The organism is Rhodoluna sp. (assembly GCF_049276775.1).
Taxonomy (GTDB): domain Bacteria; phylum Actinomycetota; class Actinomycetes; order Actinomycetales; family Microbacteriaceae; genus Rhodoluna.
Window position 1 is genome coordinate 1 of record NZ_JBASXC010000046.1, and the last position, 7,610, is coordinate 7,610.

The 7,610-nt window shown below is 53.0% G+C and carries 8 protein-coding genes; 3 read left to right on the plus strand and 5 right to left on the minus strand.

Annotation, left to right across the window (positions count from 1 at the left end; genetic code table 11):
* Window positions 1-69: 69 nt before the first annotated feature.
* Both mraZ and WAO31_RS03315 read right to left on the minus strand, forming a co-directional pair.
* Window positions 70-501, minus strand: a complete 432-nt coding sequence (mraZ, locus tag WAO31_RS03310; RefSeq protein ID WP_509590233.1) for a division/cell wall cluster transcriptional repressor MraZ — start codon at window positions 499-501, stop codon at window positions 70-72.
* A gap of 169 nt (window positions 502-670) precedes the next feature.
* Entirely contained in the window at window positions 671-1,024 is a 354-nt protein-coding gene (locus WAO31_RS03315; RefSeq protein WP_509590235.1) for a DUF3040 domain-containing protein, read from the minus strand.
* 76 nt (window positions 1,025-1,100) lie between these two features.
* On the opposite strand from WAO31_RS03315, the gene WAO31_RS03320 reads away from it, so the two are divergent.
* Window positions 1,101-2,213: a polyprenyl synthetase family protein gene (locus tag WAO31_RS03320; protein WP_509590237.1), complete on the plus strand. Its 1,113-nt coding sequence runs from the start codon at window positions 1,101-1,103 to the stop codon at window positions 2,211-2,213.
* Between the two features lie 4 nt (window positions 2,214-2,217).
* Here the strand turns inward: WAO31_RS03320 and WAO31_RS03325 are convergent, their stop codons facing one another.
* Window positions 2,218-2,565, minus strand: coding sequence for an Rv2175c family DNA-binding protein (locus WAO31_RS03325; protein ID WP_509590239.1), 348 nt, complete (start codon window positions 2,563-2,565; stop codon window positions 2,218-2,220).
* 112 nt (window positions 2,566-2,677) lie between these two features.
* Between WAO31_RS03325 and WAO31_RS03330 the strand changes: the two genes are divergently transcribed.
* Together WAO31_RS03330 and pknB are read left to right on the plus strand one after the other, a co-directional pair.
* Entirely contained in the window at window positions 2,678-4,075 is a 1,398-nt protein-coding gene (locus WAO31_RS03330; protein WP_509590241.1) for a muramidase family protein, read from the plus strand.
* Window positions 4,068-5,930 carry a Stk1 family PASTA domain-containing Ser/Thr kinase gene (gene pknB, locus WAO31_RS03335; RefSeq protein ID WP_509590244.1) on the plus strand — a complete coding sequence of 621 codons (1,863 nt, stop codon included), beginning with the start codon at window positions 4,068-4,070 and terminating at the stop codon, window positions 5,928-5,930. The genes WAO31_RS03330 and pknB overlap by 8 nt, the downstream gene beginning before the upstream one ends.
* Here pknB and WAO31_RS03340 read toward each other — a convergent pair.
* Together WAO31_RS03340 and WAO31_RS03345 are read right to left on the minus strand one after the other, a co-directional pair.
* Entirely contained in the window at window positions 5,927-7,288 is a 1,362-nt protein-coding gene (locus WAO31_RS03340) for a class II 3-deoxy-7-phosphoheptulonate synthase (RefSeq protein ID WP_509590247.1), read from the minus strand. The two genes, pknB and WAO31_RS03340, sit on opposite strands and share 4 nt — an antisense overlap.
* A gap of 6 nt (window positions 7,289-7,294) precedes the next feature.
* A partial coding sequence (locus WAO31_RS03345; protein WP_509590249.1) for a lysophospholipid acyltransferase family protein occupies window positions 7,295-7,610 on the minus strand: 316 nt, incomplete at its 5' end.

A 7,610-nucleotide genomic window follows, 5' to 3' on the forward strand; every position in this document is an offset into this window, starting at 1 on the left:
GTCCCAAGGAGACCTGATCTTTATTTGACATCGGGGAAGATTGTCAAAGGAAAGATCAGGCCACCGAGGCTAGAAAAGACCTGGAACCACCTCCTCGGATATTTCCGAGAAGTTGTTTTCTTGAGCGGCGAGGTATTGATTCCACGCAGCTGAATCCCAAATTTCGGCCCTTGAGCCAACGCCGATTACAACAAGTTCTTTGCCAAGACCCGCGTAGCTTCGAAGAGCCTGCGGAATAGTGACTCTTCCCTGCTTGTCAGGGATCTCGTCGGAGGCTCCGGATAGAAAAATTCTTAGGTAATCGCGAGCTTGCTTGCTGGTGATCGGAGCCTGACGAATTGTCTCGTTGACTGATTCAAATTCCTTGGTGGAAAAAACGTATAGACAGCGGTCTTGGCCGCGGGTTAGAACTACTCCCTGGGAGAGCTCATCGCGGAATTTAGCTGGGAGAATAACCCGGCCCTTCTCATCCAGCTTGGGGGCGTGAGTGCCTAGCAGCATCAAATTCCCCTTCCCCGTGAAATTGGCAGCTGCGCCGATTTCCTCCACTATACACCACTTTGCTCCACTTTGGGTGAATTTTCTACTAATTTACTCCAACTGGCGTGTTGCTCGGGTAACTAAAAAAAAGACCCCCCGTTGGAGGTCTTTTTGAGGTATTTACTGGCTTCTAGCCGCCCTGGCGCTTATCCCAGCGGTCTTCAAAGAAGTTTCGTCCGGGTCCCTGGTTTCCAGAACCCGGATTGGAAAGGCCAGATGGCATATCTGGCAACTGAAGGTTTGAGGTTGCGACCACCAAGCCGCCGAGCATCACTAAGAAACCCAGGACACCAATGGGAGCAAACTGCAGAAATACTCCGGCAACTAGTACTCCGAGTCCGATAATCGCTAGCAAGACGCCGCCGATCAGCTTTCCGGCAGGGTTTCCTACCCGTTGGACTTTTGCCGCAAAGCCGCTGTCGCTTTCAATGAGGCCGCGCTCTAGCTCATCTAGAAGCTTTTGCTCGTGCTCTGATAGACCCATTGTTTCCTCCAAGTCCTTGACTTTAGGATGCCTTCTTATTCAGTCTAACTCGCTCTAGCTAGTTAGGCTATACGTTGTGAATGAATCCGAGACCCTGCTCAAGTTGGTTCAAGAGCATTTGGATGAGTTTTGTTCCATCCAGCGTAAAGAATTTGCTGCAATTTCAGACGATCTTTCTCCGCTGGTAGATTACACCCAAGCGCTCCTTGAGGGTGGAAAGCGCTTTCGAGCGCTTTTTTGCTACTGGTCTTGGGTCGGTCACCTTCCGGTATCCCCAGCCCAGACCTCGGAGCAGAAGGCTCGCTCAGCCGAGGCGATGGTCGGAATTGCGGCATCACTCGAGATGTTCCACGCCGCGGCTCTGGTCCACGACGACCTTCTCGATCAGTCCGACACCAGGCGAGGTCAACCGGCTGTTCACAAACGCTTTGAGACCCTCCACGCAACCTCTGCCTGGGCCGGTTCGGACGAGAGATTCGGAGTTGCGGGATCTGTTTTAGTTGGTGACCTGATGCTCGGTTGGAGTAGCGAGATCTTTGGAACCGCTCTACTCAATGCTCCGAGCTTCGATGTCTCGGCAGCATGCCGTGATGAATTTTCAAGAATGAGAGTTGAGGTAATGGCGGGCCAATACCTCGACATCGTGGAGGAAAACGCCGCCATAACTAGACCAGTGGAAGACGCGGTGGGTCGGGCAAACAACGTGATTTTGTACAAAAGCGCCAAGTATTCAATTGAGGCTCCACTTCTAATTGGAGCCGCTTTTGCCGGGGCAACCCCGGAGCAACTTCGGCAAGTCTCCGCCTTCGGGGTCCCGCTGGGAATGGCTTTTCAGCTTAGGGATGACGTACTGGGTGTATTTGGGGACCCTGCCGTCACCGGTAAGCCGGCCGGTGATGACCTAAGAGAAGGAAAACGCACTGTCCTGGTTGGCTACACCAGAGCATCGCTATCTAACTCGGTTGGGAAACTATTTGACGAGATGCTCTCTTCTCGAGAGCTCACCGATGAACAGGTGGCTTTTTTGCAGCAGACCATCATTGGCTCCGGCGCTCTGGAAAAGGTTGAACGGACCATCAGCGAGCTATCTGAGCAGGCAATGGCTGCGCTGAATCAAATCGAGCTAGAGCCTCAAGCCATGGCACACCTGAAATCTATGGCCGAAAAAGTGATCAACCGCCAGGCTTAGATTCTTAGATATCGAGCATCTGGGCAAGGCGCCGAACCGGCGCCTTCTTTCCCTCAAGCAGCGACTGCAGTGGGGTTTGCCCGAGGACCTCGGAGTGGGAAAACAACCAAGCCACCGATTCTTCGATGCTGTAGCCGGAATCCTGCAACATAATTATGGTCCCGCGAAGCGAGGGCAGCGGCTCCCCATCTACGATTAGGTCGGCCGGAATCATCAGCTGACCCTCCCGCTTTACCGCAACGAGGGTGTTTTCTTCTAATAGCCGATTGACCTTGCCCTTGGGGATACCAAGTAGGTCAGCGGTTTCCACTATCGTCAGCCAATTGCTGACCTGGTCCAAATCGTTAGTCACCCTACAAGACTGCCACACCCCAGCCGGTTCAGGGAATAACCATTGGAGCTGTGTGAAGCTTGGGTTGCCTATGGATCGCTCAGATAAATCAAAATTGCCAAAGAAGTTGGCGATGTTTTCCGTACCCCTGGCAATGGCCTCCCCTGTCCTCGGGGAAATTCCAGCCACCGCCTCCCCAAGCTCTGAGATACAGAAAAACTCCGACTCCGAGGAGGTCGCTTCCGCCTCGACGGCTTCAGAGGTCACCGGCGCAATACCTGAGGTAAAGCAGTCCAAGCCCATTGCGAGCTACCGAGTCAAATCCGGCGACACCGTCACCCAAATCGCCAAGCGCTTCGGGGTCTCAATTTCAAAAATTGCCAGACTCAATAATTTGGGCCCGACTTCTCTGATTCGGGTTGGACAAACCCTAAAGCTATCGGGTGCTTCGCCAAAGAAGTCGGAAGTTGAAAGTTACCGAGTAAAAGCCGGGGACAATCTTTCCTCGATAGCCAAAAGGCATGGCCTAACGCTTCAAGAACTAACCGCAGTGAATCGTATTTCCTCAAGCACCATAATTTTCCCGGGTCAAGTGCTCAGAGTTGCGAAGATTTTGGAAACTCCCAAACCGGCTCTAGACGCACCCGAGAGCTATCAGGTGCAAGCCGGGGACACACTCAAGTCCATTGGTAAGCGCTTCGCACTGAGCCTTTCTGCTCTTCGAGATTTGAATGGCTTATCAAGTAGCTCAATCATTTACGTCGGTCAAGTGCTGAGCCTAAAGCCGGTTGCGCGAGAGAGCAATCCAACGGTTGCCGTTGCCCCAATTGCAAACCCAGCTATTCCAGTCCCAACACCTGGCGCCAGCACGCTAAGCGATGAGATTTCAACAGTTGATCCGATGCGTCCCTCAGGCGCCTGCTCCGTTCACGGCTTCCACACCGTGCGAGCGGGTGAAACGGTAAGTCGAATTGCAGCCGTCTACGGGGTCAGCACTCAATCGGTCCTCAGTGCCAACTCACTTAGCTGGTCCAGCACCATCTACGTCGGTCAACGCTTGAGCATCCCGGGCGTTCACGAGATAAGCCACTGCCCCAGCATCACGATAATGACTCCCGAGATGCGATCAAACGCAGAAATTATTCATCGGGTTGGAAAAAGCCTAGGCGTAAGTGACTATGGAATTGCCATCGCCTTGGCCACGGCGATTCAGGAGTCGAGCCTTGTTAATATCAACTTCGGTGACCGAGATTCAATTGGGTTGTTTCAGCAAAGACCGAGCAAGGGTTGGGGTACTGTTGCCCAAATCATGGATCCCGAGTATTCAGCAAGGGCATTCTTCGGTGGACCAACCGGTCCAAACTTTGGAAAAGTCCGAGGCCTTCTGGACATAAATAATTGGCAGAGCATGCCACTAACCCGTGCCGCTCAGGCCGTGCAGATTTCAGCTTTTCCAGAGGCATACCAGAAGTGGGAATTATCGGCCTGGAGCTGGTTTGACCTGATCGAATCAGGAAGCAGTCATGGCTAACCTAGCTGGGCAGTTGATTGCCTCTCGCTACCTGGTTCGGTCCCTCTTAGCCGAGGGTGGCATGGCCAGTGTTTATCTGGCTCACGATAATGTGCTCGAGCGAGAGGTTGCCCTAAAGGTGATTCACCCTCACCTTGCCAGGGATAAATCCTTCGTGGATAAGTTTCGAAGAGAAGCAAAGGTCTCCGCCAAGCTTTCACACCCGAACCTGGTTAACGTTTTTGACCAGGGATCAGACGGGGACGTAATTTTCCTTGTTATGGAATACGTTCCAGGTATTACCTTGCGTGATGCCATGAATGACTTCGGAGCGTTGGATGCTAACCGGGCCTTGGAAATCATTGAACCTTTAACCCAGGGGCTGGCGGCGGCTCACGCAGCAGGAATTTTGCACCGAGACCTAAAGCCCGAAAACGTATTTTTATCCGATGGTGGAAAGGTAAAACTGGGAGACTTCGGGCTCGCCAGGGCAATTACGCAGCACACCCAAACCGGTTCAGTGGTCGGAACCGTTGCATACCTGTCTCCCGAATTAGTGCTTCGCGGTCAAGCCGACGCCAGAAGCGATGTGTACTCGCTGGGGGTAATGATCTTTGAAATGCTCACCGGTTCACAGCCCTACAAGGGTGAGCAAGCGGTGCAAATTGCCTACCAGCACGCCAACGACAACATCCCCGCTCCCTCAAGCTTCAAAGCAGACATACCTGAGTTAATGGATGAAATTGTTTTGTGGGCAACCGCGAGAAATCCAGCTCATCGACCCGCCTCGGCAGAGACGCTTCTTCCGGTTATCTCGCGGGCGAGAGCAGATCTTTCGAGAGGGCTTTCCACCTCACTGCAGCAGATAGACAAGACTGCCCGAATCGATTTTGAAGATGAGTTCATCACTCCAGCGGGAGCAACCGAGGTTATTTCATTCGAAGCCCTCGAGTCAGCTGAGCTTGGATCTGAATTCACAACCAAGCTCCAAAAAGCCAACGGGCGTTCAAAGATTTGGCTCACCTTTTTCACACTGCTTGCAATCTTGGGCGGAGGGGGTGCAGGCTGGTGGTTTTCATCGGGACCGGGCGGGCTTGCCGTGATTCCCGATCTCACGGGCCGAACCCTGGAAGCTGCCACGGAAGCTCTTTCTCCCCTCCAGCTAGTTATCGATCAAGCCGAGGAAAATAGCGCAACGGTTCCAGAAGGTGAAGTCACGAGAACGGATCCAGAAGCCAGTTCGAGGGTTTTCAAGGGTTCGAGTGTGACCATCTACCTGTCCCTGGGACCCGAGCAACTAAGGGTCCCAGATGCAATCGGTCTTAGCTCTCAGGAAGCAAGATCGCTGCTTACTGATAGCGGCTTTACACCCGGGAGCATCAGTAATTTCTTCGCCCAGGAGCCAACTGGTCAGGTATTTGGATTGTCCGCCGAGGCTGGGGCAATCCTGAATCAGGGCAGCGTAATAGATATCTTGGTCTCGCTAGGGCCGCTACCGGAGATTGCGGGGCTTCCCGGCGAGGAAGCCAGATCGCTACTAGCTCAATTAGAGCTCAGAGTCGATGAGTCGGAAGTTTTCAACAACGAGGTGCCCAGCGGATCGGCCGTTGGACTAGTTCTTACTAAAACGCCACTACCGGAAGGCGGCCGAGTGACTCTGGAAATTTCAAAGGGTCCTGAGATCGTAATCATGCCAAATGTTGTGGGTGAAACCATTGCGGCTGCCAAAACCTTGCTTGAGGACTTAGGACTCCGAGTCGTAATCGACACTAACCAGCTATCTTCAAATTTTGGAATTGCCCAGGTTAGAAGTCAAAGACCCACTACCGGTAGTGAACTACGCGTTGGTGACAGCGTCACCATAGTTTCTCGTTAGCGCTTAGCTAAAGCCTCAGATACCAAGAAAGCAAGTTCCAACGACTGCATGTGATTTAGTCTCGGATCACAAAGTGACTCGTAGCGCGATTCAAAAGTCTTCTCATCAATCATTTCAGAACCACCGAGGCACTCGGCGACATCGTCACCGGTTAGCTCAATGTGAATGCCTCCCGGGAAAGTTCCAGCTTGACGGTGAACGTCAAAAAAGCCAGCAACTTCATCCATAACGTCATCGAATCTTCTCGACTTGTAGCCGTTTTTGGTTGTCATGCCATTGCCGTGCATGGGATCGGTAATCCAAAGCGGTTTTGCATCGCTTGCCTTTACCGCTTCAACGAGCTTTGGAAGTTTGTCCCTGATTTGACCGGCACCCATTCGAGTGATGAAGGTGAGCCTTCCCGGCTCGCGATTTGGGTCTAGCTTTTCGATAAGTGCCATAACATCTGCAACCTCGGTTGCGGGACCGAGCTTCACACCGATTGGGTTTCTAATTCGGGACATGAAATCGATGTGAGCTCCATCGATTTGCCTGGTTCTCTCACCAACCCACAAAAAGTGACCGCTCGTGGCGTAGGGGTTGCCGGTTCTCGAGTCAATCCTGGTCATAGGGCGCTCGTAGTCAAATAACAGCGCCTCGTGGGAGACGTAGAACTCTGTAGCCTTGAGCGCTTCAAAGTCAGCCCCGCAGGCGTCCATGAACCTTATCGCGCGATCAATTTCTGCCGCCAACTGCTCGTAGCGTACATTCGCGGGGTTGTCGGTAAATCCCTTGTTCCACTCGTGCACCGAACGCAGGTCAGCAAACCCACCGGTTGTGAAAGCGCGGATCAAATTGAGCGTTGAAGCCGAGGTGTGGTAGGCGCGAACCATTCGGCTCGGATCAGTCGCTCTCGACTCGGACGTAAACTCGTAGCCGTTCACCGCGTCCCCACGGTAAGCCGGCAAGGTTACATCCCCACGCGTTTCGGTATCGGAGGATCTTGGCTTTGCGAACTGGCCAGACATGCGACCCATTTTCACTACCGGCATCGATGCTCCGTACATCAAAACAACCGACATCTGTAAAATAGTCTTCACACGATTTCTGATTCGATCAGCGGTTGCATCGGCAAATGTCTCGGCGCAGTCGCCGCCCTGCAGAAGGAACGCTTTACCTTCGGCTGCGGCGGCAAGCCGAGAGCGAAGAGTGTCCACCTCACCCGCAAAAACAAGTGGTGGTAAAACAGCTAGCTCGTCGCGAGCTGCCTTGAGCTTTGCCTCATCGGTCCAGGTTGGCTGCTGCATCGCAGGCAGATTCTTGTAGTTGTCAAGACCTTTCAGCACAGCAGGATCGGCTTGGATGTTTGGTTCGTTCATCGTTTATTACCTAGCAGGTGCAGCCTGCTTTTCCTTCACTGTTGAGGCGTACTGGTCTACATACTCCTGGCCGCTGATTTTCTTGAGCTCGTAAATAATTTCGTCGGTGACCGCCCGCAAAACAATTCGGTCGCCCTCCATGCCATCGAATCTAGAGAAATCAAGCGGCTTGCCGTAGACAATCCCGACTCTTCTAACCCGCGGTAGGCGCTTGCCAATTGGTTGGACCTTTTCAGTGTCGATCATCGCAACCGGAATCACCGGAACCTTGGCTTCGAGCACCATACGCGCGATACCGGTTCGCCCCCGGTATAGCCTTCCA